The following is a 26,377-nucleotide window of genomic DNA, read 5'->3' as shown; positions in this document are numbered from 1 at the left end:
TGAAACCCGCGGGCGCCGTGCAGGGTAAATGTCGGGTTGCACCCGACCTACACGCTAGGTGCGCGCGGCACACCCTTCGGGCGAGCACCGTGCCGTTAGTGAATCTGCCCCGCCTCCTTCAAGCGCTCGCGCGTGGAACGCAGGCGGGGGAGGGGCAGGCAGACGAGCAGGGTCAGGATCAGCACGCCCATGCCCATCAGCGGCAGGTTGGCCAGGCCCATGCTGGTGCTCAGCCACAGGCCGCCGACGAAAGCGCCGCTGGCGTTGCCGAGGTTGAAGGCGGCGTGGCTGAGGGTGGCGGCGAGGCTGGCGGATTCACCGGCCTGCTCCACCAGCAGCAGTTGCAGCGGCGAGGAGATGGCGAAGCTGGCCACGCCCCAGAGGAACAGGCAGGCCAGGGCCAGCACCGGCACCTGGGCGAAGACGAACAGGCCCAGCAGGCACAGGGTGCTCACCGCGAAGGCGCCGGGCAGGGCGAAGCGGAAGCCCTTGTCCGCCAGGCGGCCGCCCAGCAGGTTGCCGATGGTCAGGCCGATGCCGAACAGCAGCAGGGCGAAGTTGGCGTGCTCGGGGCTGAAGCCGGAGACATCACGCAGCAGCGGGCTGATGTAGGTGAACACACCGAACAGCGCCACCGACGACAAGCTGCACACCCCCAGCGCATGCAGCACCGGCCGGCGGAAGATGCCGTCCCAGGCACCGACCGCGCTGGGTTGCGGCTTGGCGGTGGCCGGCAGCCAGAGGAACTGTGCCAGCAGGGTGAGGAAGCCCAGGGCCGCCACCACCATGAAGGTCACCCGCCAGCTGGTGGCCTGGCCGAGCCAGGCGCCGGCCGGCACGCCGAGGACGTTGGCGATGGTCAGGCCGCTGAGCACCAGGGCCATGGCCGAGGCGCGGCGGTGGGGCGGCGCCAGTTCGGCGGCCAGCAGGGTGGCGCAGCCGAAGAAGCCGGCGTGGCTGAAGGCGGTGAACATGCGCGCGGCCATCAGCCATTCGTAGTTCGGCGCCAGGGCGCAGCCGAGGTTGCCCAGGGCATAGGCGGCCATCAGCCAGAGCAGGGCCTGGCGACGTGGCAGGCGGCCCAGCAGCGGGCCGAGCAGAGGGGCGCCGATGACCACGCCCATGGCATAGGCGCTGACCAGCAGGCCGGCGTCGGAGAGGCTCACGGAGAGGTCCTGGGCCACTTCGGGCAGTAGGCCCATGATGATGAATTCGCTGCTGCCGACGACGAAGCCGCCAAGGGCCAGTGCCAGCAGCGGCAGGGAGAGGAGGGTGCCTGGATTCATGGTGTTTCCGGTGGTGGGGCGTTTTGCGAGGGGCGCGGATTCTACGCGCTTTCCCTGGCAATGACCTGACAGTCGAGCAGGTTCAGGCGTTCCACCTCACCCTCCAGCGGCAGCACGCCGAGGGCCTGCAGCACGCGGGTGGCGGCGCGCTCGCCGATCTCCAGGGCCGGCGGGCGGATGGTGGTCAGGCTGGGCAGCAGCATCTCGGCGAAGGGGTAGTCGCCGAAGCCCACCACCGCGCAGTCCCCCGGCAGGTCCAGGCCCGCCCGTTGCGCGGCGAGCAGGCCACCGGCGGCGAGGTTGTCGTTGGCGAAGATGATCGCGTCCGGCCGGGGCGAGCGCTTCATCAGCGCTTCCATGGCCTGCTTGCCGGCCTCGAAGGGCGCCAGGCCGCTGCTGGGCACGAAGACCCAGGGCTCGAGGCCGGCCTCGCGCAGGGTGTCGGCATAACCGTCGCGGCGGTCCAGGGCGCTGAAGTCGCCGGCGGCGCTGTTCTGCACGAAGGCGATGTGCCGGTGGCCCTTGTCCAGCAGGTAGCGGGTGGCGGCGACGCCCACGTCGCGATGGAGGAAACCCACCTGCATGGGCGCGCGCTCGGGCTGGTAGTCCCAGACCTCGACCACCGGGATGTCCGCCTCGGCGAGCATTTTCTCGGTGCCGGGGCTGTGGAAGTGGCTGGTCACCACCAGGGCCGCCGGCGACCAGCCGAGGAAGGCGCGCACGGCGCTCTCTTCCTGTTCCTCGGAGAAGTAGCTGGAGGCCAGCAGCAGCTGGTAGCCGTGGCGCGCCAGGGTGTCGCTGAAGCCCTGGATGGTGTTGGCGAAGATCGGCCCAGAGATGTTGGGGATGACCATGCCGACGATGCGCCCGCGCGCCGAGGCGAGCCCGCCGGCCACCAGGTTGGGCACGTAGCCCAGCTCGGCCACCGCCGCTTCGATGCGCCCGCGCAGCTCCTCGGAGACCTGCTCCGGCTGGTTGAAGTAGCGCGACACGGTGATGGCGGAAACGCCGACGCGCTCGGCCACGGCGCTGAGGGTGACGCGTCCTGCGCCTCGGCGCTTGCGGGGGCTGCTCATGAATTGTTCATCCTGAAAGGCATATAAAAGTAATTTTTAATTATTTGACGATCTATTGGCGTCGCTCTGATACTGGCTATGTTAGCGCTAACAAATACCGGCTGTCTGCCTTTTTGCTGCCACTCGCACGAGCGAGACCAGACCGCGACAGCCCACAAGGAGCCTGCAAGCAGCAGGCGCGTCTGGTCTCCGCAGGGCAGTGAAACGAGCATGAGCATCCACAGCAATCCGGCCGCACCGCGCGGCCTTCGCAACACCCACGGCGGGCGCCGCAGCCCGCTGGCCATCGGCATCCTCCTGGCGGCGCTGGGGAGCGCCGCCGGGGCCGCCGAGAAAACCACCGGCGCCAGCGAGGACGGCCAGAAGGCCGCGCCGACCCTGAACACCGTGACCGTCACCGCCACCCGCCGCGAAGAGACGCTGCAGAAGGTGCCGGTGGCCGTCTCGGTGGTGGAGGGCGAGCAGCTGGAGCGCGACAACCGCAACGGCGTCTCCAGCATCGTCAGCCAAGTGCCGACCCTGAACTTCCGCGCCGGCGCCTCGAACAAGGACACCTCGCTGTTCATCCGGGGCGTGGGCACCATCTCCACCTCGCCGGGCGTCGAGCCCACCGTCGCCACCGTGGTCGACGGCGTGGTCTACGGTCGCCCCGGCCAGGCCACCCTGGACCTGCTGGACCTGGAACGCATCGAAGTGCTGCGCGGCCCCCAGGGCACCCTGTTCGGCAAGAACGCCTCGGCCGGCGTGCTCAACATCGTCAGCAAGGAGGCGCCGGAAGAGACCCACGGCTACGTCGACTACTCGCACTTCGGCGGCGGCAACGAGAACCGCCTGCGCTTCGGCATCGGCGGGCGCCTCAGCGACAGCCTCAAGGGCTCGCTGACCACCTTGCTGGGCGGCTACGACGGCAATGTCGAGAACGTGCACAACGGCCATGACGTCAACGGCTACGACCACAAGGGCGCGCGCGGCAAGCTGGAGTTCGAGCCCAACGAGGACTTCCGCTTCACCCTGATCGCCGACTACATGAAGAGCCGCGACGACATCGCCGCCGGCCCCATCACCAAGGTCACCAACGCAGGTTTCGCCAGCGCCCTGCTGCCGGTCACCGCCGACAGCGATTCGCGCAAGCTGAACAACGACCAGCGCACCTATGTCGATGACGTCAACCAGGGCCTGTCCGGCCAGTTCGACTGGCAGCTGGGCGACTACACCCTGACCTCCATCAGCGCCTGGCGCGGCTGGGAGAACACCCAGTTCCAGGACGGCGACCGCCTGGCGACCCTGCCGGTGGCGGCCTCCCACGACAAGGGCGAGGTGGATTACAACCAATACTCCCAGGAGCTGCGCCTGGCCTCCCCCAAGGGCGAGTTCCTCGAATACGTCGCCGGTGCCTACGTCATGCACAGCAAGGCGGAGGAAACCTACCGTCGCCTGTCCATCACCGGTTCGGTGCCCAACACCGGCCGCGCCGACTACAGCGTGACCGGCGACAGCTACTCGCTGTTCGGCGAGAGCACCCTGAACTTCACCCAGGACCTGCGCGGCATCTTCGGCCTGCGCTGGACCCACGACGCGCTGGAATACGATCACCGCCGGGTTTCCACCTCGCCCACCGCCGTGGCCGGCGTGCAGCCTTCCACCGCCAGCAGCGGCTCGGTGGACGAGGACGGCTGGTCCGGCCGCATCGGCCTGCAGTACGACCTCAGCGACGCCGTCACCGCCTACGCCACCTACTCCCGTGGCTACAAGGGGCCGGCCTACAACGTGTTCTTCAACATGCAGCCCCGTGACACCGGCGCGCTCAAGCCGGAGACCTCCGACTCCTACGAGGTGGGCCTCAAGGCCAGCGCCCTGGACGGCCGCGCCACCGCCAACCTGGCGGTGTTCCACACCGACTACGACGACTACCAGGCCAACTTCCCCGACCTGGTCGCCGGCACCGTGGTCACCCGCCTGATCAACGCCGGCGCGGTGAAGACCCAGGGCGTCGAGCTGGACTACGCCTTCCAGGCCACCCGTCAGCTCAAGCTTTCCGGCGCGGTCGCCTACACCAAGGCGCGCATCGACAGCTTCCAGTGCCCGCCAGGCGCCGCCTCCAGCTGCAACGTCGACGGCTCGCCGCTGCCCTTCAGCCCGGACTGGAAGAGCTACGTGCGCGCCGACTACGTGATCCCGCTGGACAACGGCCTGGATATCGAACTGGCCACCGACTACAGCTGGCAGGACAAGGTGCAGTACAGCCTCGACCAGAACCCCGACACCATCCAGGGCGCCTACGGCATCTGGAACGCCAGCATCGCCCTTGCCGACTACAACCAGGGCTGGCGCGTCGCGCTGCTCGGCAAGAACCTCGCCGACAAGTCCTATTCGCCGCTGCTCGCCACCGGTACCGGCTACGTCTACCGCGTGGTGCCACGCGATGACGAACGCTACTTCGGCGTGCAGCTGCGCAAGGACTTCTGACCCCCAAACCGCCTTGTGTGAACGGACTGCCGAGGCTCGCCCAGACGGGCCCGGCAGGACCTCCACGACATCACCAGGGAAAACCGACATGACCGCATCGCAACGCACACTCAGACTGGGCGCATTCCTCATGGCCACCGGGCACCACGTCGCCGCCTGGCGCCAACCGGACGTCCCCGCCGACACCCTCGATTTCGCCCAGTACAAGCACCTGGCGCGCATCGCCGAGGCGGCGAAGCTCGACGCCCTGTTCGTCGCCGACAGCGTCGCCGCGCCCACCGGCGAAATCGCCAGCCAGATGGCACGCTCCACCTACTTCGAACCGCTGACCCTGCTCAGTGCCCTGGCCGCCGTCACCGAACGCATCGGCTTGGTGAGCACCGTCACCACCAGCTACAACGAGCCGTACCACGTGGCGCGCAAGTTCGCCTCGCTGGACCATATCTCCGGGGGCCGTTCGGGCTGGAACCTGGTGACCTCCGACGCCGCCGCCGAGGCGCTCAACTTCAACCGCGACGCCCACCTGGGCCACGCCGAGCGCTACGCCCGCGCCCGGGAATTCCACCAGGTGGTCACCGGCCTGTGGGACAGCTGGGAAGACGATGCCTTCCTCCGCGACAAGGCCAGCGGCCAGTACTACGACCCGGCCAAGCTGCACGTGCTCGACCACCAGGGCGAGCATTTCCGTGTGCAGGGCCCGCTCAACGTCGCCCGCTCGCCCCAGGGCCGGCCGGTGGTGGTGCAGGCCGGCTCCTCGGAGACCGGTCGCGAACTGGCCGCCGAGACCGCCGACGTGGTGTTCACCGCGCAAACCTCCCTGGCCAAGGCCCAGGCCTTCTACGCCGATCTCAAGGGGCGCCTGGCGAAGTTCGGTCGCCACGAGGATGACCTGAAGATCATGCCCGGCGCCTTCGTCGTGGTCGGCGCCAGCGAGGCCGAGGCGAGGGAGAAGTTCGAGCAGTTCCAGGCGCTCGTGGACCCCCGCGTCGGCGTCGCCCTGCTGGGTCGCATGCTCGGCAACTTCGACCTCTCCGAGTACCCGCTGGACGGCCCGTTGCCTGAGCTGCCGCTGACCCAGGATGGCCAGCAGAGCCGGCAGAAGCTGCTCACCGAACTCGCCGGGCAGGAGAACCTCACCCTGGCCCAACTGGGCCGGCGCATCGCCGGGGGACGTGGCCACCACAGCCTGATCGGCACCCCGGCGCAGATCGCCGACGAGCTGCAGGCCTGGTTCGAAGGGCGCGGCGCCGACGGCTTCAACGTGCTGGCGCCGCACCTGCCCGCCGGGCTCGAGGACTTCGCCACCCAGGTGGTGCCGGAGCTGCAGCGCCGCGGCCTGTTCCGCACCGAGTACGAAGGCAGCACCCTGCGCGAACACCTCGGCCTGGCGCGGCCGGCGAACCGCTTCGCACGCCCTGCGTGAATTTCCAATGGTCCCCCGCGCAAGCGGGGGACCAGACAACCCACAGCGAGATCCATCCATGACCTATATCGCCGCCCCCGACCGCTACGAACGCATCCCCTACCGCCGCGTCGGCCGCAGCGGGCTGGTGCTGCCGGCCCTGTCCCTGGGCCTGTGGCACAACTTCGGCGACGCCACGCCCATCGACACCCAGCGCGCACTGTTGCGCACCGCCTTCGACCTGGGCATCAACCACTTCGACCTGGCCAACAACTACGGGCCGCCCTATGGCAGCGCCGAGATCAATTTCGGTCGCCTGCTGCAGGAAGATTTCCGCGCCCACCGCGACGAACTGGTGATCTCCACCAAGGCCGGCTGGGACATGTGGCCAGGCCCCTACGGCCAGGGCGGCAGCTCGCGCAAATACCTGCTGTCCAGCCTCGACCAGAGCCTCGCGCGCCTGGGCCTGGACTATGTGGATATCTTCTATTCCCACCGCTTCGACCCGGACACGCCGCTGGAGGAAACCGCCGGCGCCCTGGCCAGCGCGGTGCAGCAGGGCAAGGCGCTGTACGTGGGCATCTCCTCCTACTCGGCGGGCAAGACCCGCGAGCTCGCCGCCCTGCTGCGGGAATGGAAGGTGCCGCTGCTGATCCACCAGCCGGCCTACAACCTGCTCAACCGCTGGGTGGAGAAGGACCTGCTGGCCACCACCGAGGAACTCGGCACCGGCGTCATCGCCTTCACCCCGCTGGCCCAGGGGCTGCTCACCGGCAAGTACCTCGGTGGCGTGCCGGAGGATGCGCGGGTCAACCGCCCCGGCGGCGCCTCGCTGCGCCCGGAGCACCTGTCCGAGGCCAATATCGCCCGGGTGCGTGCGCTCAACGAGATCGCCCAGCGCCGTGGCCAGAGCCTGGCCCAGTTGGCCCTGGCCTGGAACCTGCGCGACGCGCGGGTGACCTCGGCACTGATCGGCGCCAGCCGCCCGGAGCAGATCGTCGAGAACGTCGCCGCCCTGGACAACCTCGCCTTCAGCGCCGAGGAGCTGGCGGAGATCGATCGCCACGCCGTGGAAGGCGGTATCAACCTTTGGGAAAAACCCTCCACCGACTGGCAGGACTGAACATGCAACGACTTCGACTGGGCGCCGCGTTGCTGGCGCTGCTGGCCCTGGCACAAGGCGCCCTGGCCGACCCCGCGACCCTGCGCATCGGCTACCAGAAAGGCTCCGCCAGCCTGGTGCTGGCCAAGGAGCACGGCCTGCTGGAGCAGCGCTTCCCCGGCACCCGCGTGCAGTGGATCGAGTTCCCCGCCGGCCCGCAGATGCTCGAGGCGCTCAATGTCGGCAGCCTGGACGTGGGCTCCACCGGGGACATCCCGCCGATCTTCGCCCAGGCCGCCGGTGCCGACCTGCTCTACGTCGGCGCGGAGCCGCCCAAGCCCCAGGCCGAGGTGATCCTGGTGCCCGAGGGCAGCCCGATCCGGTCGGTGGCCGAGCTCAAGGGGCGCAAGGTGGCGTTCCAGAAAGGCTCCAGCGCCCACAACCTGCTGCTGCGGGCGCTCAAGGCGGCGGGCCTGTCCATGGCCGATATCCAGCCGCTGTTCCTCACCCCGGCCGACGCCCGCGCCGCCTTCGAGCAGGGCAGCGTGGATGCCTGGGCGATCTGGGACCCCTTCTATTCGGCGATGGAGCTGGAAGGTCACGCGCGCCTGCTGGCCAACGGCGAGGGGCTGGGGCTGACCGGGCCCTACTACCTGGCCGCGCGCGACTACGCCGAGGGCGACCCGGCGTTCATCCACGCGCTGCTGGACGAGCTCACCCGCGCCGAAGCCCTGACCCGCGACGACCGCGAGGCGAGCATCGCCCTGCTGGCGAAGTTCATGGGCCTGGCCCCGGCGGTGATCGAACGCAGCTTCCAGCACCGCCCGGCCTCGCCCATCGGCCCGGTCACCGACGAAATCGCCGCCGCCCAGCAACGCACCGCCGACCTGTTCCTGGAGAACCGGCTGTTGCCCAAGCGGGTGGATATCGGCAGCGCGGTGTGGCGGCCGTAGGGGGCCCATGTATAGGTGACCCCTTCAGCCTGTAGGTCGGGTGCAACCCGACGCTCGCGGCGCCTGGTCTTCGCGGGTTTCACCCGCCCTACGGATTACCAGCGGCTGGTCGGTGTGTAGGGTGGATGACGCTCTTTTCATCCACCAAGCGATGCCGCAGGGGAACACCTGTGGTGGGCGGTGACCGCGTGTTTTCTTGGTGGGAGCGCCCGCCTCGAGGCCGTGCATCGCATCGTTGGGCCTCGCTGCGCTCGGCGCCAACCTACGGCGCCGTACCCAACCCGAGCCATGGTGCCAACCGGTGTGTGGACCACGCTTTATCAGTCCACCGTCGGGGCCACCCTCAACTCCGTTGGTGGACGTAAAGAGCGACGTCCACCCGGCCAGAGGTCGCCCCTACAGGTTACAGCTCAACCCACCAGGAACTTGGCGAGGAATTGTCGGGTGCGTTCTTCCTTCGGGGCGCTGAACAGGGCCTTGGCGTCGCCCTGTTCGACGATCACGCCCTTGTCGATGAAGATCGCGCGGTTGGCCACGTCGCGGGCGAAGCTCATCTCGTGGGTGACGATGACCATGGTGCGTTTCTCCTCGGCCAGGCCGCGGATGGTCGCCAGCACCTCGCCCACCAGCTCGGGGTCGAGGGCGGAGGTGGGTTCGTCGAAGAGGATCACGTCGGGTTCCATGGCCAGGGCGCGGGCGATGGCCACCCGTTGCTGCTGGCCGCCGGAGAGGCGCTTGGGGTAGGCGTCTTCCTTGCCTGCCAGGCCGACCTTGGCCAGCAGGGCGCGGGCCCGTTCGGTGGCGCGCTCGCGGGGTTCCTTCTTCACCACCACCGGGCCTTCGGTGATGTTCTCCAGCGCGGTGCGGTGGGGGAACAGGTTGAAGTTCTGGAACACGAAGCCCACGTGCTGGCGCAGCCGGCGGATCAGCGCCTGCTGGGGCTTCAGCGGCTTGCTGGCGTCGATCTCGATGTCGCCCACGCGGATGCTGCCGCCGCTGGGTTCTTCCAGCAGGTTGAGGCAGCGCAGCAGGGTGGTCTTGCCCGAGCCGCTGGGGCCGATGATGGCCACCACCTCGCCCGGCTCGATGGTCAGGTCGATGCCCTTGAGCACCGCCTGCTCCTTGAAGGACTTGGTCAGGTTACGGACGGTGATCATCAGGTGTCCTGTTCATGGCGATTGACCCGCGCTTCGAGGCGGCTCTGGAAGTGCGACAGTACGCTGGCGAGTACCCAGTAGATCAGCGCAGCGGCCAGGTACATGGTGAAGATCTCGAAGGTGCGCGCGGTGATCAGCTGCGCCTGGCGGAACAGCTCCGGTACCTGGATGGTGGCGGCCAGCGCGGTGTCCTTGACCAGGGAGATGAAGCTGTTGCCCAGGGGCGGCAGGGCGGTGCGCGCGGCCTGCGGGAGGATGGCGCGGACCAGCGTCTGGCTGCGGCTCATGCCGATGCTGGCGGCGGCTTCCCACTGCCCGCGATCGATGGAGGCGATGGCGGCGCGGAGGATCTCCGAGGTGTAGGCGGCCATGTTCAGCGAGAAGCCGATCAGTGCGGCGGGCAGCGGGTCGAGCTGGATGCCCAGCTGCGGCAGGCCGTAATAGATCATGAACAGCTGGACCAGCAGCGGGGTGCCGCGGAAGAACGATACGTAGATGCGCGAGGCCCAGCGCAGGGGGGCGAAGCCATAGAGGCGGGCGAGCGCGAGGAGGAAGCCCAGCAGCAGTCCGAAGAACATGCCGCCGAGGCTCAGTACCACCGTGTAGACCGCACCCTTGAGAAGGAAGGGTGCGGAGTCCAGCGCCAGTTGCAGGCTGGTTTCGATCATTGGGTCACGTCAGCCTTGAACCATTTCTCGGAGATCGCCTTGAGGGTGCCGTCGGCCTTCAGCTTGGCGATGGCCTTGTCGATGGCGGCGAGTAGTTCCGGGTCACCCTTGCGCAGGGCGATGCCGGACTCCTGGCGGGAGAAGGGCTCGCCGGCCACGGCCAGGCGGCCACCGGTCTTCTCGACCATTTCGAAGGCGGCCAGGCGGTCCACCAGGATGGCGTCGATGCGGCCGACGTTGAGGTCCTGGAACTTGGTGGGGTCGTCGTCGTAGGTGCGGATATCGGCCTTCGGCGCGTTTTCCTTCAGCCACTGCTCGTAGTTGGTGCCCAGGCCGACACCGACCTTCTTGCCGGCGAGGTCGGCGGCGCTCTTGATGCTGTCTTCGTTGCCCTTGCGCACCAGCGCCTGGATGCCGGAGACGGTGTAGGGGGTGGAGAAGTCGTACTTCTTCTTGCGCTCGTCGGAGATGGTCACCTGGTTGATCACCAGGTCCAGGCGCTTGGATTCCAGGGCGGCGAGGATGCCGTCCCACTTGCTCGGCTGGAAGTCGACCTTCACGCCCAGCTCCTTGGCCAGGGCTTCGGCGAACTCGACTTCGAAGCCGGTGAGCTTGCCGCTCTCGTCCTGGAAGTTGAAGGGCGGGTAGGTGCCTTCCAGGCCGACCTTGACCGAGCCCTTGTCCTTGATCTGCTGCAGCAGTTCACCGGCCACGGCGCTGTTGCCGATGAAGCTGGCGCCGAGGGCCAGGCCCAGGGTGCCGATGAGGAATTGACGACGCAGGGTTGCGAATTTCATGGGTGAGCCTCACGAGACAGGTGGCGAAAGTGTGGCAATTCTGGGGATGTCGCTTTATTCAATAAAATAATAATAAGTTTGGTTTGCGGTTATTCAGGGAATAAGCAGCGCTCAGGCTCCCGCCCCTTGTGCGGGGTGGTAGGCGAAGAGCGCGGGCGAGCCGCCGGTGTGCAGGAAGATCACCGGGCCATTCCCCTCGAAGGCGCCGTTTTCCAAGCCATCGAGCAGACCGGCGAAGGCCTTGCCAGTGTAGACGGGATCGAGCAGCAGCCCTTCGCTGGAGGCGACCTGGCGGATGGCGGCGAGGGTGCCGGCATTGGGCTCGCCGTAGCGCGGGGCGAAGTACTGGTCCCAGAGTTCCACGCGCAGGGCCGCGGGCAGCGGGGCGCCCAGCAGGTCGGCGGTGCGTTGCAGCAGGCCTTCCACCTTGGGCCGCTGGGTGGCATCGGGGCGCGACACCGTGACGCCCACCACCCGGGTGCCGGGCAGGGCGTGTTCCAGGGCCAGGGCGAGGCCGGCGTGGGTGCCGGCGCTGCCGGAGGCCAGCACCACGGCGGCGCCCTGCAGGCTGCTCGCCTTGATCTGTTCGGCCAGCTCCAGGCCGGCGCGCACGTAGCCCAGGGCGCCTAGGGCGTTGGAGCCACCGATGGGCACCACGTAGGGGGTGCGGCCAGCGGCGCGCAGGCGCTCGGCGGCCTCGGCCAGCAGCTGGTCGGCGGTGTCGAGGTTGGGCACCAGCTGCACCTCGGTGCCGAACAGGTCCAGCAGCAGGCGGTTGCCGTTCTCCAGGTAGTTGCGGTCGGCGGTGCCGATGGGGTTTTCCAGCAGGGCCACGCAGCCCAGGCCCAGGCGCGCGGCGAGGGCGGCGGTCTGGCGCACGTGGTTGGACTGGATGGCGCCGGCGGTGACCAGTACGTCCGCGCCCTGGGCCAGCGCGTCCTGGGCCAGGTATTCGAGCTTGCGCACCTTGTTGCCGCCGAGGGCGAAGGGGGTGATGTCGTCGCGCTTGACCCAGATGTCGCGGCCGACCCGGCGCGAGAGGTGTTCGAGCTTCTCCAGCGGGGTGGGCGCGGTGACCAGTTCGAGGCGGGGGAAGCGGGCGAGGGCGGCGGTGATCATGGCGGGACTTCGTGTTGCGGGAGTTGGGGCATCACTCTAGTGAGCGCCGGCCGAGGGGGCAATTCGCAGAGGCGACATCAAGGCATGTCGCAGGCGACCGAGGGTCTTTCCTGATTCCGCGTTTATGGAATATGAGAATAATAAAACGGTATTTGTTGGTTATAAGAATTCGCCGTAGTGTCGCTTCCAACCCGGCTACACCCAGACCGGGAAACCGACACGTCGCTCGCGGCTGACGATCCAGCCGGAGCCTGCCAACACCAAGGACCATCATGAAGAAGACCCTGCTCCTCACCGCCCTGGCCGCCGCCCTTTCCGCCTCCCTGGCCAGCGCCGCCGAGAAACTCACCGTCGCCGCCACCCCGGTGCCCCATGCCGAGATCCTCGAACTGATCAAGCCGCAGCTGGCGAAGGAAGGCGTGGATCTGGAAGTGAAGGTCTTCACCGATTACGTGCAGCCCAACCTGCAGGTGGACCAGAAGCACCTGGACGCCAACTACTTCCAGACCAAGCCCTACCTGGACAACTTCAACAGCGGCAAGGGCACCCACCTGGTCATCGTCAAGGGCGTGCACGTCGAGCCCTTCGGCGGTTACTCCAGCAAGTACAAATCCCTGAAGGAACTGCCGGACGGCGCCACCATCGCCATCCCCAACGAAGGCAGCAACAGCGGCCGCGCCCTGCTCCTGCTGCAGAAATCCGGCCTGCTGAAACTCAAGGACCCGAGCAACGCCCTGGCGACCCCGAAGGACATCGCCGAGAACCCGCACAACTTCAAGTTCAAGGAACTGGAAGCGGCCCTGCTGCCGCGCGTGCTGGACCAGGTCGACCTGGCCCTGATCAACACCAACTACGCGCTGGAAGCCAAGCTCAACCCGTCCAAGGACGCGCTGGTGCTGGAAGACCGCACCTCGCCCTACGTGAACTACCTGGTCGCCCGCCCGGACAACAAGGACAGCGACGCCATCCAGAAACTCTCCGCCGCGCTGACCAGCCCGGAAGTCAAAGCCTTCATCGAGAAGAAGTACTCCGGCGCGGTAGTCCCGGCCTTCTGATCGACCCCAGAGCCACGATGGTGTGGGCACCGCCTGTGCCCACGCCTCTCCTCACGCCGACGAGTCTCGACTATCGTCGGCGTTCTTTTTTGTGGGGCGGCATTGCCCACCTACATCCCGCACGACTCCTCGGAGGCACCCATGCCCGAATCCAAACCCGGCCTTTCCACCCGCGCGGTGCACAGCGGCAATGACGTCGACCGCAAGATGGTCACCCGGCCCAAGAGCCTGCCGATCTACGAATCCTCGGTGTTCGTCTACGACAACCTGGAGCAGGTGGACGACTTCCTTGCCGGCAACCCCGACAACTACATGTACACGCGCATCGCCAACCCCAACCAGGCGGCCCTGGAGCACCTGGTGCGGGACCTGGAAGGCGGCGAGGCGGCGCTGTTCTCCGCCTCCGGCATGGCTGCGGTGAGCGCCGCGCTGCTGGGCCGGTTGAGTGCCGGTGACCACCTGATCGCCAGCCGCGAGCTGTACGGCACCACCCAGAGCCTGATCGAGAAGGAACTGGCGCGCTTCGGCATCAGCGCCACCCTGGTGGAGATCAACGACCTGGCGGCGGTGGAGGCGGCCATCACCCCCGCGACGCGGATCATCTACACCGAGACCGCGTCCAACCCGCTGGTGCGGGTCAGCGACATCCCTGCCCTGGCCAGGCTGGCCAAGGCGCGTGGGCTGAAGCTGCTGGTGGACAACACCTTCCTCTCGCCGGCGCTCTACAACCCCCTGGCCGCCGGCGCCGACCTGGTGCTGCACAGCACCACCAAATACCTGAATGGCCACAGCGACGCCACGGGCGGCATCCTCGTCGGCGACGCCGAATGGGTCGCCCAGGCGCGGCGCTTCCAGATCAACGCCGGCGGCAGCGCCAGCCCCTTCGAGGCCTGGCTGACCTTCCGTGGCGCCAAGACCCTGGCCCTGCGCATGCAGGCCCACTCGGCCAACGCCCAGGCCCTGGCCGAAGCGCTGGAGGCCCACCCGAAGGTGGCGCGGGTGTTCTACCCGGGCTTGCCCTCGCACCCGGACTTCGAACTGGCCCGCCGGCTGTTCCCCAAGGGTGCCTCGGGCATGCTCGCCTTCACCCTCAAGGGCGGCCTGGCGGAGGTGGACGGCCTGATCCGCGCCCTGCGCAACACCGCCTTCGCCCCGTCCCTGGCCGGCGTCGCCAGCAGCATCACCCACCCCGGCAAGACCAGCCACCGCGCCCTCTCCCAGGACGCCCTGGCCGAGCTGGACATCCACGACGGCACCATCCGCGTGTCGGTGGGCATCGAGGATGCGGCGGACATCGTCGCCGACTTCGTGCAGGCGCTGGATAGCCTCTGACGAGGCGCGGAACGCTGTTCCCGTGGGAGCGAATTTATTCGCGAAAGGGCCGCGAAGCGGCCCCCAGGCTCTAACCGAGCGGCAGCCTTGCAGGCTGCTTCGCGAATGAATTCGCTCTGTCTGCGTTAAGTGTTGCTAGAGGATTTGAGCTCAGCTGATTGCTGAGTTCTGGTGATGTTTCTGGTTTCGCCATCCCGGGCGAGTCCCTTTTCTCAGTCGCCAGAAAAGGAACCAAAAGGGCTTGCCCCATCATCCGGCCCCGGCTTCGCCGGGGTTCCCTCACTCCATCGTCGCTCTGGGGGCCGGCGCGATGGGCCATCCATGGCCTGGCGCGCCTCTCGCGGCATCCATGCCGCTCGTCCCCCGGCGCAACGACTGCGTTCGGCCTCCTGGAGGGGCGTTGGCGGCTGCTCCAACTTTCTTCGCTCAAATCCACACATTGATGTGCGCACCAACCCAACGTGCACGTAGCGGCGGCTTTCGTAGGATGGCGTAGAGCGAAGCGAAACCCATGCGGTGGCGGTGGCAGAAATCCTTTGGTGCCCGGAAAGCACCGTGTTTGAGCTCCTGCATTAAAACCACAACAGCTAACGCACACAGAGCCAATTCATTCGCCCAGGGCGAGGGCGGCACAGCAGCCCCTTGAGAGCCAGGCAGGGCAGGCCTTCGGCCTGCTTGGCGACTGAAGTCGCCCCTACAAAATCCGTTCGTGCCGGCTTCTATTCTTATTCGATAACGGTATTTCCGCTGCGGTACTTATGCTCGCTATCCTCGCGCCATAACTTGTTATAACAAGTCAGGATCGCGAGCGAACGACATGGCCGAACTGCTTCCCCTTTCCCCAGTGCCCCTCTACAGCCAGCTCAAGGAGCTGCTGCGTGGGCGCATCCTCGATGGCACCTATCCACCCCACAGCCGCATGCCCTCGGAAAGCGAGCTGGGCAAGGCCTTCGACGTCAGCCGCATCACCGTGCGCCAGGCGCTGGGTGACCTGCAGAAGGAAGGGCTGATCTTCAAGATCCACGGCAAGGGCACCTTCGTCGCCAAGCCCAAGGCCTTCCAGAACGTCTCCACCCTGCAGGGCCTGGCCGAGTCCATGACCCAGATGGGCTACGAGGTGCTCAACCGCCTGCGCAGCTTCAAGCAGGTACCGGCCAGCGCGCTGGTGGCCGAGCGGCTGCAGGTGGAGGAGGGCAGCCCGGTGATCGAGATCAAGCGCGTGCGCCTGATCAACCGCGAGCCGGTGTCCCTGGAGCTCACCTGGCTGCCCCTGGCGGTGGGCGAGAAGCTGGAGAAGGCCGACCTGGTCACCCGCGACATCTTCCTCATTCTCGAGAACGACTGCGGCATCCCCCTGGGCCACGCCGACCTGGCCATCGACGCCGTGCTCGCCGACAGCGACCTGACCCAGGCCCTGGAGGTGGAGGAGGGCTCGCCGATCATGCGCATCGAGCGCCTGACCCACACCGCCGACGGCGCGCCGCTGGACTTCGAACACCTCTACTACCGCGGCGATGCCTTCCAGTACCGCCTGCGCATCGACCGCCAGAAGGGAGCACAGGCATGAACACCCTGGAGCAGGAATACGACATCGTCGTCATCGGCGGCGGCACCGCCGGCCCCATGGCCGCGATCAAGGCCAAGGAGAAGAACCGTGAGCTGCGCGTGCTGCTGGTGGACAAGGCCAACGTCAAGCGCAGCGGCGCCATCAGCATGGGCATGGACGGCCTGAACAACGCCATCATCCCCGGCCACGCGACGCCCGAGCAGTACACCAAGGAAATCACCGTGGCCAACGACGGCATCGTCAACCAGGCCGCCGTCTACGCCTACGCCACCCACAGCTTCGAGACCATCGAGCAGCTGGACCGCTGGGGCGTGAAGTTCGAGAAGGACGAGACCGGCGACTACGCGGTGAAGAAGGTCCACCACATGGGCGCCTACGTGCTGCCGATGCCCGAGGGCCACGACATCAAGAAGGTGCTCTACCGCCAGCTCAAGCGTGCGCGGGTGAACATCACCAACCGCCTGGTCACCACCCGCGTGCTGCTGGACGAGGCGGGCGCCGCCTGCGGCGTGCTCGGCTTCGACTGCCGCAGCGGCGATTTCCAGGTGATCCGCGCCAAGGCGGTGATCCTCGCCTGCGGCGCCGCCGGGCGCCTGGGCCTGCCGTCCTCGGGCTACCTGATGGGCACCTACGAGAACCCCACCAACGCCGGCGACGGCTACGCCATGGCCTACCACGCCGGGGCCGAGCTGGCGAACCTCGAGTGCTTCCAGATCAACCCGCTGATCAAGGACTACAACGGCCCCGCCTGTGCCTACGTCACCGGCCCCCTGGGCGGCTACACGGCCAACAACAAGGGTGAACGCTTCATCGAGTGCGACTACTGGAGCGGCCAGATGATGTGGGAGTTCCACCAGGAGCTCGAAGGCGGCAACGGCCCGGTGTTCCTCAAGCTGGACCACCTGGCCGAGGAAACCATCCAGACCATCGAGGAGATCCTCCACAGCAACGAGCGCCCCAGCCGTGGCCAGTTCCACGCCGGCCGGGGCACCGACTACCGCCAGCAGATGGTGGAGATGCACATCTCCGAGATCGGCTTCTGCTCCGGCCACTCCGCCTCGGGCGTGTGGGTCAACGAGAAGGCCGAGACTTCGGTGAAGGGCCTCTACGCCGCCGGCGACATGGCCGCCGTGCCGCACAACTACATGCTCGGCGCCTTCACCTACGGCTGGTTCGCCGGCATCAACGCCGCCGACTACGTGGCCGGGCGTGACTTTGCCGCCGTCGACCCGGCCCAGGTGGAGCGCGAGCGCGAGCGGGTCTACGCACCGCTGAACCGCGAGCACGGCCTGCCGCCGGCCCAGGTGGAGTACAAGCTGCGGCGCATGGTCAACGACTACCTGCAGCCGCCCAAGGTGACCAAGAAGATGGAGATCGGCCTGACCCGCTTCGCCGAGATCGAACGCGACCTCGGGCAGATGAAGGCCAACAACCCCCACGAGCTGATGCGCGCCATGGAAGTCAGCGTGATCCGCGATTGCGCCGAGATGGCCGCCCGCGCCTCGCTGTTCCGCGAGGAGAGCCGCTGGGGCCTCTACCACCACCGCGTCGACCACCCCGAGCGCAACGACGCCGAGTGGTTCTGCCACTGCCACCTGAAGAAGGGCGATGACGGCGCCATGACCAGCTTCAAGAAGCCGGTGGAGCCCTACCTGATCGCCCTGGATGCGGAAGAACAAAGCGCCTACGACCGCCTGCGGGTGAAGACCGAAGCCGCCTAACCCGCGCTTTTCATTCAACCGTAGGGTGGGCTTCAGCCCACCAAATGGCGCTACGCAGGGCTTTCCCGGTGGGCTGAAGCCCACCCTACAAAACAGAGAGCCCAAGGCTCCAAGGACCCGTGACATGGCCTTTCAACCCCAGGAAATCTTCTTCCGCAGCAGCGCGCCGGTGACGGTCGACGAAGACAAGTGCATCGCCCACAAGGGCTGCACCGTGTGCGTCGAGGTCTGCCCGATGGACCTGCTGGCCATCAACCCGGCGACCCAGAAGGCCTATATGGCCTTCGACGAGTGCTGGTACTGCATGCCCTGCGAGAAGGATTGCCCGACCGGCGCGGTGAAGGTGGAGATCCCCTACCTGCTGCGTTGACCGGTTCCGCCCGCCAAAAAATACAACGACCGCCATCCGGCCCGCCGCCGGACGCCTTGCCTGCAAGACCCCTCGTTTCCCACCACCGACGATGTGGCGGAGACGACAACCAGACCAATGATTCGAGGGGAACCATGAGCCTACGTGCAACCATCGCCGGCCTCGCGCTGGCCGTTACCACCGCGTCCGCCTCCGCCGAGACCATCCGCATCGCCATCGGCACCCAGGACACCACCATCAACTGCGCCACTGGCGGCTTGCTGATCCGCGAGCTGGGCCTGCTGGAGAAGTACCTGCCCCATGACGGCAAGTACAAGGACGCCCACTACGAGGTGGAGTGGAAGAACTTCACCAGCGGCGCGCCCCTGACCAACGAGATGGTCGCCGGCAAGCTGGATTTCGGCGCCATGGCCGACTTCCCCGGCTCCTTCAATGGCGTCGCCCACCTCGACGCCGGCAAGCGCAGCCTGTTCATCAGCGTGCTTTCGGGCAGCACCCGGGGCAGCGGCAACGGCATCGTGGTGCCGGCCTCATCCAGCGTGCAGTCCATCGCCGAGCTCAAGGGCAAGACCATCTCCGTGCCCTTCGCCTCCACCGCCCACGGCATGCTGCTGCGCGCTATCGCCGCACAGGGCTGGGACCCGGAGAAGGACGTGCGCATCATCGCCCAGCCGCCGGAGATCGCCGGCTCCGCCCTGCGCAGCAACCGCATCGAGGCCCACGCCGACTTCGTGCCCTTTGCCGAGCTGTTCCCCAACCGTGGCTTCGCGCGGAAGATCTACGACGGCTCCCAGGCCGAGGCGCCGACCTTCCACGGTGCGCTGGTGGATGCCGCCTATGCCGAGAAGTACCCGGAAGTGGTCACCGCCTACCTGCGCGCCAGCCTGGAGGCCGACCGCCTGTTCGCCGCCGAGCCGGAGAAGTACAGCGAGCTGATCGAGAAGGTCACCGGCATCGAGGCCGAGGTGAACTACCTGTTCCACGGCCCCCTCGGCCTGCAGACCCGCGACCTCACCTGGAAGCCGGAATACCGCCAGGCGGTGGCCACCTCCATCGACACCCTCAAGCTGCTGAAGAAGACCGACCGCGGCCTGGACACCGGCAAGTTCATCGATGACCGCTTCATCCGCGCGGCCTTCAAGGACGCCGGGCAGGACTACGACAAGGCGCTGAAGAACTACGCCCCGCTGCCGCTGGTGGCCAAGGACGCCGCCACCGGTAAGCCGATTACCGACTTCAAGCGTCTGGCGCAGATCTGGGTGCGCGGCGAAGACAAGGTGCGCCACTACGCCTCCCCGGAAGCGGCCCTGGCCGCCCTGGCGCAGCTGGAGCAGGAGGGCAAGGACATCCGCGCCATCTATGCCCAGGCCACCGACAGCGGCATCAAGCTGCTGGCCAACCAGGCTTGGTTCGTGCGCAACGACAAGGGCGAGCTTTCCGCCTTCCTGCTCAAGGACCAGGCCGAGCGTTACGCCCAGGCCAATGGCGGCACCGCGCTGGACTTCACCAGTGCCAACCAGAAGCAGGCCCTGGCCAGCCGCTGAATACGTAGGCCGGTGCCGAGCGGGGCCCTGTCGGGCCGCGCTCCGCTTGGCGCCAACCTGCAGGAGAAGCCCATGACATCTCTCTTTCGCTGGCCCCTGCGCCTCGCCTCCCTGGCCGCCTGCCTGCTGTTCTGGCAGCTGGCAGCCACGGCGCGGCTGGACCTGGGGCTGATCACCTTCAGCTACGTGCCCACCCCCGGCGCGGTGCTGGAGGTCGCCTGGCAGCTGGTGCATTCCAGCAAGCTGCTGCCGCACCTTTCCAGCAGCCTGGCGCGGGTGTTCGCCGGCTACCTGGCCGCCGCCATCGTCGGCGTGCTGCTGGGCCTGGCCATCGGCCGTTCGCGCTGGGCCGAGTACAGCCTGCTGCCGCCCCTGGAAGTGCTGCGGCCGATCCCGGCGGTGGCCTGGATTCCCCTGGCCATCCTGATGTTCCCGTCCTCGGAGCTGTCGATGGTGTTCATCACCTTCACCGGCGCGCTGTTCCCCATCCTGCTCAACACCGTGCACGGCGTCGAAGGCGTCGACCCGCGCCTGGTGGCCTCGGCACGCAGCCTGGGTGCCGGGCGCCTGGCCATCCTGCGTGAGGTGATCCTGCCCGGCGCCGCGCCGAGCATCGTCACCGGCCTGGCCATCGGCATGGGCACCTCGTGGTTCTGCCTGGTCACCGCCGAGATGATTTCCGGGCAGTTCGGCATCGGCTATTACACCTGGGAGTCCTACACCATCCAGAACTACCCGGACATCGTCGTCGGCATGCTGCTGATCGGCCTGCTGGGCATGGGCAGCAGCGGCCTGGTGAAGCGCCTCGGCGGCCTCGCCACGCCCTGGTACCGCACGCGGAGGAACGCCTGATGAGCGCCTTCGAACAGGTCGTCGAATCCGGCCGCATCGAGGGCCGGCAGCTGTCCATCCGCCTCGGCGAGGGCGCCCAGGCCTTCGACGCCGTGCAGGCGGTGGACTTCTCCATCGCCCCCGGCGAGTTCGTCTGCATCCTCGGTCCCTCGGGTTGCGGCAAGTCCACTCTGCTCGGTGCCCTGGCCGGGCACCTGCGGCCGCGTACCGGCACCCTGGAAGTGGACGGGCGCGCCGTGGCCGGGCCCTCGCCGGAGCGCGGCATGGTGTTCCAGCACCACACCCTGCTGCCCTGGCGCAGCGTGCTCGACAACGTCGCCTTCGGCCTGAAGATGCAGGGCATCGGCAAGCACGAGCGCCGTCGCCAGGCTGCCGAGTTCCTGGGCTTGGTGGGCCTTGCCGACTTCGCCGGGCGCTGGCCCGCGCAGCTCTCCGGTGGCATGCAGCAGCGCGCCGAGATCGCCCGCGTACTGATCAACCGGCCGCGCCTGCTGCTGATGGACGAGCCCTTCGGCGCCCTCGACGCGCAAACCCGTTCGCGCATGCAGGAGCTGCTGCTGGATATCTGGACGCGCATCCGCACCACGGTGGTGTTCGTCACCCACGACATCGACGAGGCGCTGTTCCTCGCCGACCGCATTCTGGTGATGAGCCCGCGCCCCGGCCGCTTCATCGAGGACCTGCGCCTCGATTTCCCACGGCCGCGCCGCGCCAGCCTGCTGACCAGCCCCGGCTTCACCCACCTCAAGCGCCACTGCCTGGAATTGCTGCGCCACGAGGAAGGCCGCGAACTGCCGCGCCTGACCCCGCTCGGCCTGCCCACCGACCACCCGCCCTTGCGAGTCGCCCTATGACCCACCGTGAAACCGACAACCCCGAGATTCTCGACCTGCTGCCGCGCCTCGCCGATGAGGACGCCGGCGTGCGCCGCATCGCCCTGATCGAGCTGGCCGACCTGGAAGACCCCGAAGGCCTGCCCTGGCTCACCGACGCCCTGGTGGCCGACGCCGCCGCCGAGGTGCGCGCCGAGGCTGCGCGCCTGCTGGAAGCCTGGGAAGAGCCCGATGTGGTGCAGGCCCTCTGCGCCGCCCTGGCCGATGGCGACGAAGCCGTGCGCCTGGCCGCCGCGCAGAGCCTGAGCGAGCTGAAGAGCACGGAAGCGGGGGAACTGATCCTGCCCTGGGTGCGCCATGCCGACGCCTTCGTCCGCGCCAGTGCACTGCGCGCCCTGCGCGAGCTGCGCCTGGACGCCGCCGCCACGCCGGCGCTGTATGCCCTGGACGATGCCGAAGCCGGGGTGCGCCGCGAGGCGGTGGGTATCCTCGGCTGGCTCAAGCGCAGCGATGCGCTGCCGGCCCTGGCGCGCCTGGCCAGCGATGACCCGGACACCGAGGTCCGCCGCGCCGCCACCGGCGCCCTGGGCCTGGCCAGCGACGCCAGCGTGCTGCCGGCGCTGCGCGCGGCCCTGGCCGACGAGGCCTGGCAGGTGCGCGAAGAAGCCGCCACCACCCTCGGCAAGGTGGGCCTGGATGCTGCCGGCCCGGCACTGCTCGCCGCCCTGGATGACGCCTATTGGCAGGTGCGCCTGCGCGCCGCTCGCGCCCTTGGCCGGTTGCGCCACCGTCCGGCCGGGCCGGGGCTCGCCGGCCTGCTGGTGCACGGCATCGCCAACCTGCGCAAGGAAGCCGCGCTGGCCCTGGGTGAGCTGGGGGATACCTGGGCCGTGCCGGCCCTGCGCGCGGCGGAAGCCGACGGCGACCCGGAAGTGCGCAAGGCGGTGCGCATCGCTCTGGTGCAACTGCAAGGGGCGGCCTGATGGATGCCCCCGCCGGCCTGCGCAACGCCCGCAGCGAAGGGCGCCTGACCCTGGAATGGCGCGATGGCGAGCAGCAGGCCATCAGCCACGCCCGCCTGCGCGGCGCCTGCCCCTGCTCGCAGTGCAAGGCGGCGCGCCTGCGTGGCGCCATCGCCCTGGTGGACGAGGCGGTGCGCCTCACCGCCATCCACCCACAGGGCTACGGCGTGCAGCTGGTGTTCAGCGATGGGCACGAACGCGGGATCTATCCTTGGGAATACCTGCGGGGATTGGCCGAGGCGCCGACGGTCCCGGGCTGAAGCCCGGGCTACGGAGCCGAGAGGCGCGGGAATCGGTGTAGGGGCGAATTCATTCGCCCAGCAGGCCGAAGGTCTGCCCTGTCGGGCAGGGGAGCGGTTCACGCGCTCCCGGGTGAATCGGTGCTTAGAAATCCACTTCGAAGTGCCAGCGGATTTCCTGCTCGGCGAGGGCGTTGAGCACCCACTCGTATTCCTGCAGGTCTTCGAGGAAGTCGGTGGAATTGGACAGCGCGCGCGGCTCGGTGACCAGGTGGCCCTGCAGGGCACGCACGGTCTTGAGGCCGTCCTCGGCGGCGAACCATTGTTCGTCGGGCAGGCTGTCGCTGAGATCCAGCGCTTCGCTTTCTTCCAGTAGGTCGGCGAAGTCGCCCGGGTCCTGGCTGACGAACGCCCAGAGGGATTTCACCTTGAGCCGTTTGCACAGCTCGTCGAGCTCGACCTCGTCCACGCTGGCCACGGCTTTGCCGTTGACGAAGTCATCGATGCCCGCGAGGGGCTTTTCCGGAACTATGTAGATGGCTGCACTCATGGCTGACGGGGCCCTGTCTGTGTTGATTCTCACTCCAGTTAGGCAGCCAGCATAGCGACAGTTCCCCCCGAAAAAGGGGGGAACGGCCAGGTTTGCCAAGGGGTTCACACGCGTTTCAGGAACTGCGTTGCGACCTCAGCACATGACGACAGAAGCCTACGCAGACGATGACGAATACCACTAGGCCCAGCCACTCGGCGGTGCTTGCGAAGCCCGCGCCCACCAGGGCCAGCGGGGCGTCCTCGCCGCTGCCGCCGATCAGCCCGGCGAGCAGGATGCCCATCAGGCTCTCGCCGACGATCAGCCCCGAGGCCAGCAGCACGCCGCGCCGACGCGGGACTTCGGCATAGGCGTCCGGGTCCTGCCCGGCGGCGATGGCGCGCTTCTGCAGGCGGCTGTCGATCAGCCAGCCCAGTGCGGCGCCGATCACCAGGGTCATGCCGATGGTGGGCGGCAGGTAGATGCCCAGGCCCACCGCCAGCACCGGCAGGCTGGCCTTGCTGGTGCGGCGCAGGGCCAGGTCGACGAGGATCAGGGCGACGCCCAGCACCACGCCGATGAGGATCATGTTCCAGTTCAGCGCGTTCTTGAAAATGCCGCTGGCGATGGCCGTGAGCAGGGTCGCCTGGGGCGCGGCCAGGGCTTGCTGCGGGTCCATGCCCTCACGGGGCAGGGCGCCGGCGAAGCCGTAGGCGTTGTAGAGCAGGTCGAGCACCGGGGGGATGACCAGGGCGCCCGCCAGGCAGCCGACGATCAGCGCCACCTGCTGGCGCCAGGGCGTGGCGCCTACCAGGTAGCCGGTCTTCAGATCCTGCAGGTTGTCGTTGGAGATGGCGGCGATGGCCAGCACCACGGCGGTGGTGAACAGGGCCAGGGCGATGGCGACCTTGCCGCCGGCCAGTTGCAGCAGGCCGGATTCCAGGCTGCCCATGCCGAGGATCAGCAGCGAGACGAGGATCACCGCGATGATGCCGATGCCGGAGATCGGGCTGCTGGAGGAACCCACCAGGCCGGCCATGTAGCCGCAGGCGGCGGCGATCAGGAAGCCGAAGAAGAAGGCGAACAGCACGCAGCCGGAAACCAGGCCCCAGAAGCCGAGGCCGGTGAGTTCCGGCGCCGCCTCGTGGAGGAAGAAGCCGAACACGCCGAACAGCGCCAGCAGCAGGATGCCCGCCAGCAGCAGGATGGCCCGTGCCGACATGTCGCGCTCGGTGCGTTCGGTGCTGATCTCGCCCTTGCCGCGCACGGCCTGTAGCGAGGTCCACACGCCCTGGGCCATGGGCTTGAACAGAGTGGCCAGGGTCCAGAGCGCGGCGATGCCGATGGTGCCGGCGCCGAGGAAGCGCACCTGGGAGCTCCACAGCTGGGTGGCCAGCTCGCTGATGGCCTGGCCGGCGGCCGGGGTGGCATTGACCGTGAGCAGCGGCACCGCGACGCCCCAGCAGATGAGCACGCCGACGAGGATGGCGATGCCGGCGGTGATGCCCATCAGGTAGCCCGCGCCCACCAGGGCGAAGGAAAAGCCGGTGGTGAAGCGGAAGGCCGTCTGCCCGGCGGTGGCCCAGACGCTGATGCCTTCGCCCAGCACCTTGAAGCCGCTGCTGCACAGGCTGAAGGCCGCGGCCACCAGGCCGCCACCGAGGATGTCGCGCAGGCCGGGCTCGTTCTTGTCACGGGTGGCCGGCTTGCCATCGGTCTCGGCTTCGTCGTCGCTGCCGACGCGGAGGATTTCCGCCGCCGCCACGCCTTCGGGGTAGGGCAGTTCGCTCTGCACCACCATCACCCGGCGCAGGGGAATGGTGTAGAGCACGCCGAGGATGCCGCCGATGGCGCAGATGGCCGCCGTCTGCCAGAAGGGGAAGCCCGCCCAGTAGCCGATCATCAGCAGGCCGGGGAGGATGAAGATGATCGAGCTCAGGGTGCCGGCCGCCGAGGCCTGGGTCTGCACCATGTTGTTTTCGAGGATGTTCGAACCCTTGAAGTAGCGCAGCACCGCCATGGAGATCACCGCAGCGGGGATCGACGAGGCGAAGGTCAGCCCGACCTTGAGGCCGAGGTAGACGTTGGACGCGGTGAACACCAGGGTGATCAGCGCGCCGAGGACCAGCCCGCGCAGGGTCAGTTCGGGCAGGTCGAGATGGTCGGGGACGCGGTCCGTCATGGGGCTCTCCAAAGGTATGCCGGCGCGCATTTTGCCGACAGGGGAGAGCCTAGACCAGCGGGTGCGGCCATTGGTTGCAGGGAACGGACGTGAACGTGCAGGGATCGGTCATGGTGTTCGCGTTGACACCCTGTAGGGGCGAATCGTGGGAGCGAATTCATTCGCGAAAGGAGCGCGAAGCGGTCCCCGGTGTTGCGAATGGCAGCCTTGCAGGCTGCTTCGCGAATGAATTCGCTCCTACAGAAATGTGCAGGAACCGCTCAGAACGGCTTGTCACCAAGGATGGTGGCGCGGTGCATCACGCGGCGGGCGGGGCGGTAGTCGTCGACGGCGAAGTGCTGGGTGATGCGGTTGTCCCAGAAGGCCACGTCGTTTTCCTGCCAGCGCCAGCGCAGGGTGAATTCCGGGCGCGTGGCATGGGCGAAGAGGAAGCGCAGCAGGGCGTCGCTCTCGGCGGCGGTGAGTTCGTTGATGCGCGTGGTGAAGCCTTCGCTGACGAACAGGCCCTTGCGCCCGGTGACCGGATGGGTGCGCACCACCGGGTGGCTGACCGGCGGGTGCTTGCGCTTGGCCGCTTCCAGCTTCTCGCGTTCGTCCGCCGTCAGGCTGAAGCGTTCCTCGGGGAATGAGCGGGCCAGGTCGTGGGTGGCGGTGAGGCCTTCGAGCATCCGTTGCAGGGGCGCGGAGAGGGCCTCGAACGCGGCGCTGCTGCTGGCCCAGAGGGTGTCGCCGCCCACCGGTGGCAGCAGCTTGGCGCTGAGCACGGCGCCCAGGGCCGGGGTTTCCATGAAGGTGACGTCGGTGTGCCAAAGGGCGTTGTCGCGCACGTCGGTGACGGCGGTGTCGAGCACCAGCACTTCCGGCTGCTCGGGGATGTTGGGGTAGATCGGGTGGATGTGCAGGTCGCCGAACTGGGCGGCGAAACGCGCCTGCTGGGTCGGTTCCAGGGGCTGGGCGCGGAAGAACAGCACCTGGTGCTGGAGCAGGGCGGCTTCGATGCCGTCGCGGTGTTCGGCGCTCAGCGGCTCACGCAGGTCGACGCCGCCGATAAGGGCGCCGAGGGCGGGGCTGAGGGGGGTGATGTGCAGGCTCATGGCGGTTGTCT

At 68.0% G+C, this 26,377-nt stretch carries 23 protein-coding genes; 14 read left to right on the top strand and 9 right to left on the bottom strand.

Features of this window, described 5'->3' with window-relative positions; genetic code table 11:
• Window positions 1-95: 95 nt before the first annotated feature.
• Window positions 96-1,286, bottom strand: a complete 1,191-nt coding sequence (locus tag OEJ36_RS08115) for an MFS transporter (protein WP_263401051.1) — start codon at window positions 1,284-1,286, stop codon at window positions 96-98.
• 41 nt (window positions 1,287-1,327) lie between these two features.
• Entirely contained in the window at window positions 1,328-2,362 is a 1,035-nt protein-coding gene (locus OEJ36_RS08110; RefSeq protein WP_263401050.1) for a LacI family DNA-binding transcriptional regulator, read from the bottom strand.
• A 210-nt stretch (window positions 2,363-2,572) separates the two neighbouring features.
• Between OEJ36_RS08110 and OEJ36_RS08105 the strand changes: the two genes are divergently transcribed.
• The 4 genes from OEJ36_RS08105 (at window position 2,573) to OEJ36_RS08090 (ending at window position 8,285) form a co-directional block, all read left to right on the top strand.
• Window positions 2,573-4,828 carry a TonB-dependent receptor gene (locus tag OEJ36_RS08105; protein WP_263401049.1) on the top strand — a complete coding sequence of 752 codons (2,256 nt, stop codon included), beginning with the start codon at window positions 2,573-2,575 and terminating at the stop codon, window positions 4,826-4,828.
• 88 nt (window positions 4,829-4,916) lie between these two features.
• Window positions 4,917-6,251: an LLM class flavin-dependent oxidoreductase gene (locus OEJ36_RS08100; protein ID WP_263401048.1), complete on the top strand. Its 1,335-nt coding sequence runs from the start codon at window positions 4,917-4,919 to the stop codon at window positions 6,249-6,251.
• A gap of 58 nt (window positions 6,252-6,309) precedes the next feature.
• On the top strand, window positions 6,310-7,353 hold the full coding sequence (gene mgrA, locus OEJ36_RS08095) for an L-glyceraldehyde 3-phosphate reductase (RefSeq protein ID WP_263401047.1): 1,044 nt from the start codon (window positions 6,310-6,312) through the stop codon (window positions 7,351-7,353).
• A 2-nt stretch (window positions 7,354-7,355) separates the two neighbouring features.
• A complete protein-coding gene (locus OEJ36_RS08090) occupies window positions 7,356-8,285 on the top strand; it encodes a sulfonate ABC transporter substrate-binding protein (protein WP_263401046.1) in 930 nt (309 codons plus the stop codon).
• 410 nt (window positions 8,286-8,695) lie between these two features.
• Here the strand turns inward: OEJ36_RS08090 and tcyN are convergent, their stop codons facing one another.
• From tcyN to OEJ36_RS08070, 4 genes are all read right to left on the bottom strand, one after another.
• The gene (tcyN, locus tag OEJ36_RS08085) at window positions 8,696-9,442 is read right to left on the bottom strand and encodes an L-cystine ABC transporter ATP-binding protein TcyN (protein ID WP_263401045.1); all 747 of its coding nucleotides are present in this window, start codon (window positions 9,440-9,442) and stop codon (window positions 8,696-8,698) included.
• Window positions 9,442-10,110 (bottom strand): cystine ABC transporter permease, encoded by a 669-nt coding sequence (gene tcyL / locus OEJ36_RS08080; RefSeq protein WP_184489804.1) that lies wholly within the window; start codon window positions 10,108-10,110, stop codon window positions 9,442-9,444. The genes tcyN and tcyL overlap by 1 nt, the downstream gene beginning before the upstream one ends.
• Entirely contained in the window at window positions 10,107-10,907 is an 801-nt protein-coding gene (gene tcyJ, locus OEJ36_RS08075) for a cystine ABC transporter substrate-binding protein (RefSeq protein WP_263401044.1), read from the bottom strand. Before tcyJ ends, tcyL begins: the two co-directional genes overlap by 4 nt.
• A 111-nt stretch (window positions 10,908-11,018) precedes the next feature.
• A complete protein-coding gene (locus OEJ36_RS08070; protein WP_263401043.1) occupies window positions 11,019-12,026 on the bottom strand; it encodes a D-cysteine desulfhydrase in 1,008 nt (335 codons plus the stop codon).
• Window positions 12,027-12,298: 272 nt separating this feature from the next.
• Here OEJ36_RS08070 and OEJ36_RS08065 point away from each other — a divergent pair, with 272 nt between their 5' ends.
• The 10 genes from OEJ36_RS08065 to OEJ36_RS08020 all read left to right on the top strand — a co-directional run bounded on the left by OEJ36_RS08065 (window position 12,299) and on the right by OEJ36_RS08020 (window position 22,582).
• Window positions 12,299-13,081 carry a MetQ/NlpA family ABC transporter substrate-binding protein gene (locus tag OEJ36_RS08065; RefSeq protein WP_021221752.1) on the top strand — a complete coding sequence of 261 codons (783 nt, stop codon included), beginning with the start codon at window positions 12,299-12,301 and terminating at the stop codon, window positions 13,079-13,081.
• Window positions 13,082-13,222: 141 nt separating this feature from the next.
• Window positions 13,223-14,413, top strand: coding sequence for a trans-sulfuration enzyme family protein (locus OEJ36_RS08060; RefSeq protein ID WP_043240349.1), 1,191 nt, complete (start codon window positions 13,223-13,225; stop codon window positions 14,411-14,413).
• A gap of 817 nt (window positions 14,414-15,230) precedes the next feature.
• Window positions 15,231-15,980, top strand: coding sequence for a GntR family transcriptional regulator (locus tag OEJ36_RS08055; protein ID WP_263401042.1), 750 nt, complete (start codon window positions 15,231-15,233; stop codon window positions 15,978-15,980).
• Complete coding sequence (locus OEJ36_RS08050; protein WP_263401041.1) at window positions 15,977-17,701, top strand: fumarate reductase/succinate dehydrogenase flavoprotein subunit; 1,725 nt, start codon at window positions 15,977-15,979, stop codon at window positions 17,699-17,701. The genes OEJ36_RS08055 and OEJ36_RS08050 overlap by 4 nt, the downstream gene beginning before the upstream one ends.
• A gap of 124 nt (window positions 17,702-17,825) precedes the next feature.
• Entirely contained in the window at window positions 17,826-18,071 is a 246-nt protein-coding gene (locus OEJ36_RS08045) for a ferredoxin family protein (RefSeq protein ID WP_021222829.1), read from the top strand.
• 134 nt (window positions 18,072-18,205) lie between these two features.
• Window positions 18,206-19,615 (top strand): ABC transporter substrate-binding protein, encoded by a 1,410-nt coding sequence (locus OEJ36_RS08040; RefSeq protein WP_263401040.1) that lies wholly within the window; start codon window positions 18,206-18,208, stop codon window positions 19,613-19,615.
• Between the two features lie 72 nt (window positions 19,616-19,687).
• The gene (locus tag OEJ36_RS08035; RefSeq protein ID WP_411860977.1) at window positions 19,688-20,467 is read left to right on the top strand and encodes an ABC transporter permease; all 780 of its coding nucleotides are present in this window, start codon (window positions 19,688-19,690) and stop codon (window positions 20,465-20,467) included.
• Complete coding sequence (locus tag OEJ36_RS08030) at window positions 20,467-21,321, top strand: ABC transporter ATP-binding protein (RefSeq protein ID WP_263401039.1); 855 nt, start codon at window positions 20,467-20,469, stop codon at window positions 21,319-21,321. The genes OEJ36_RS08035 and OEJ36_RS08030 overlap by 1 nt, the downstream gene beginning before the upstream one ends.
• A complete protein-coding gene (locus tag OEJ36_RS08025) occupies window positions 21,318-22,283 on the top strand; it encodes a HEAT repeat domain-containing protein (protein WP_263401038.1) in 966 nt (321 codons plus the stop codon). The genes OEJ36_RS08030 and OEJ36_RS08025 overlap by 4 nt, the downstream gene beginning before the upstream one ends.
• A complete protein-coding gene (locus tag OEJ36_RS08020; RefSeq protein ID WP_021222834.1) occupies window positions 22,283-22,582 on the top strand; it encodes a DUF971 domain-containing protein in 300 nt (99 codons plus the stop codon). Before OEJ36_RS08025 ends, OEJ36_RS08020 begins: the two co-directional genes overlap by 1 nt.
• A gap of 124 nt (window positions 22,583-22,706) precedes the next feature.
• Here the strand turns inward: OEJ36_RS08020 and OEJ36_RS08015 are convergent, their stop codons facing one another.
• The 3 genes from OEJ36_RS08015 to tauD form a co-directional block, all read right to left on the bottom strand.
• Window positions 22,707-23,111 (bottom strand): hypothetical protein, encoded by a 405-nt coding sequence (locus OEJ36_RS08015; RefSeq protein WP_263401037.1) that lies wholly within the window; start codon window positions 23,109-23,111, stop codon window positions 22,707-22,709.
• Window positions 23,112-23,226: 115 nt separating this feature from the next.
• Window positions 23,227-25,272, bottom strand: coding sequence for an OPT family oligopeptide transporter (locus tag OEJ36_RS08010; protein WP_263401036.1), 2,046 nt, complete (start codon window positions 25,270-25,272; stop codon window positions 23,227-23,229).
• A 260-nt stretch (window positions 25,273-25,532) separates the two neighbouring features.
• Entirely contained in the window at window positions 25,533-26,366 is an 834-nt protein-coding gene (tauD, locus tag OEJ36_RS08005; protein WP_043240372.1) for a taurine dioxygenase, read from the bottom strand.
• Between the last annotated feature and the right edge of the window lie 11 nt (window positions 26,367-26,377).

Origin of the sequence: Pseudomonas sp. PDM13 (assembly GCF_025685765.1) — a bacterium.
In the GTDB taxonomy this organism is placed as follows: domain Bacteria; phylum Pseudomonadota; class Gammaproteobacteria; order Pseudomonadales; family Pseudomonadaceae; genus Metapseudomonas; species Metapseudomonas solani.
This window is presented reverse-complemented; position numbering and strand designations above follow the sequence as displayed.